Consider the following 2,010-nt stretch of genomic DNA (forward strand, 5'->3'; position numbering starts at 1 on the left):
GCCCCCCCCTACGGGGCTCCGCCCCCTAGGAGCCCCGTAGGGAGAGCAGGCTCTCTCTTGGGTGAGAGGGGCTCGGCGCTTGCGCGCAGGGGGTCAGAAGCCGCGGGTGCGTTTGGCGGCTCGGCGGCCGGGGAGGGGGGTTTCCTGGCCCGGGGTCTTGATGAACAGCCTGGCGAGCTCCCCGCCGAGGTTCACCCCGATCGCGATGGCCAGCGCCAGCGCCCCCGCGGTGGCCAGATGCTCGAAACCCTTGTTGACGTCCTCCTGCGCGATGTTCAGCAGCCCGAAGTAGGTGTTGCTACCGGGCAGCAGCGGTCCGATCGCCGCGGTGATGTACGGCAGCGAGGACGCGAACTGGTAGCGGGACAGCAGCTGGCCGAAGAGGCCGACGAGCCCGGCGGCCATCACGGTGGCGGGCACGGGTTTGACGCCCGCCGTGGAGAGGGCTCCGAAGATCAGCCATGCGACGCCGCCGTTGAGCGTGGCCAGCACGATGGTGTGCCTCTCCTGCTGGAGCAGGATGCAGAAGGCCAGGGTCAGCAGCATCGACGCCAGCAGTTGGGTGACCGGACGGTTGGCGTGGTAGACGACGTCCGGGGTGAGCTGGGCGTGCAGCCGGTCGCCGACGTAGAGGATCATCAGGACGCCGCAGACGATGCCGACGATCAGGTAGACGACCTCCAGCAGGCGTGCCGCGGCGGTGATGTAGAAGCCGGTCAGCCCGTCCTGGACGGCTGCCACGAGCGCCCGTCCGGGGATCAGGGCGAAGAGGCCACCGGTGATGACGGCTGAGGCCTGGATGTTCGTGTCGGTGTGCTGGGAGAGCAGCGCGACGCTGACCCCTATGCCGGCGGGCGGCATCGCAGCCGCCGCGAACTGGTAGAACTCGGGCAGTCCGCGTGCCGCGCACAGCCAGGCGAGGCGGTCGCCGAGGATGGCGCCGAGCGCGGCGAGGAAGAAGACCAGCGCGTCGCCGCCGACGAGCAGGGACGCCGCTCCGGAGAGGGCGCCGCTGGCGGCGCTGAGCGCCCATTTGGTGTACGGGTGCCTGTTGCGCCGCATCTCGGCGAGGCGCCGGTAGGCCTCTTCGAGGGAGACGTCGCCTTGGGTGATGTCGGCGACGAGGCCGAAGACGGAGGAGAGCCGCGTGTAGTCGGTGCCGCGCCGCCTCACGGTCCTGCTGAGCGTCACCGGGTCGTCGACCAGCGAGGGCTGGTGGGTGATGGACAGCAGGGTGAAGGTGACGGTGGGTTCGGTGCGGTCGAGCCCGTAGGCGTGGGCGACGCCGAACATCGCGGCTTCGACGTCCTCGGCGCCTTCGCCGCCGGCCAGCAGCAGTTCGCCGATACGCAGGGTCAGGTCGAGGACGCGGGGTGCGGACGGTCCGCTCTCGGTTTCCTCGGTGCGCGCGGGCCTCTCGGGTACGGGCCGTTCGGCGAGCGGCATGCGGACCATGGAGCGCATGCGGTCCTGCCAGGGCGAGCCCGGTTTGGCGAGGGGGCCGACGACGGGGATGCCCTCGGGCGGGGTGAAGGCGCTGCCGTGGTCGATGTTGTGGGGGGTCTTGAGCCCTTCGGGGAGGGTGAACTCGGAGGTCGGGTGTTCCTCTTCGGGGACGGGGGGAAGCGGCACGCCCAGGGGGGCGGTGAACGCGCTCCGCGACTCGTCGGACGCCTTGGCGTCCTCCGGCTCACCGCCCTGCTCTGCGGCGTCGCCGTTTCCCTTGGGCTGCCCCACCACGTTCTGTCCGCTCCTTACCTTCTTGCGCCTTACGCGCGGTACGCCTCATCTTTCCAGCAGTGCCACACCACGGACGCGGTGTCCAACGATGTCGGTTCCACGTGCCGGAAGCGTGATACCTCACAGTGGAGCATGACGCGTGATCCTCCCCCCAAAGGTCCCCCTGCTCAGGGGGATTAAAAGGCAGCCGGAGCCGCTCAGGGGTGTGACGTGCGAGACCCGGCCGCTGAATGCAGCCGGGCGGCGCAACGGGGAGAGGGGGAGAGAGGG

At 70.2% G+C, this 2,010-nt stretch carries 1 protein-coding gene; it reads right to left on the bottom strand.

Annotated elements, in window-relative coordinates; translation table 11 throughout:
• Positions 1–93 precede the first annotated feature (93 nt).
• On the bottom strand, positions 94–1,740 hold the full coding sequence (locus AB8Z75_RS34485; RefSeq protein ID WP_369209021.1) for a threonine/serine exporter family protein: 1,647 nt from the start codon (positions 1,738–1,740) through the stop codon (positions 94–96).
• Positions 1,741–2,010: the final 270 nt, after the last annotated feature.

This window comes from Streptomyces sp. PU-14G (genome assembly GCF_041028275.1).
Lineage (GTDB): Bacteria > Actinomycetota > Actinomycetes > Streptomycetales > Streptomycetaceae > Streptomyces.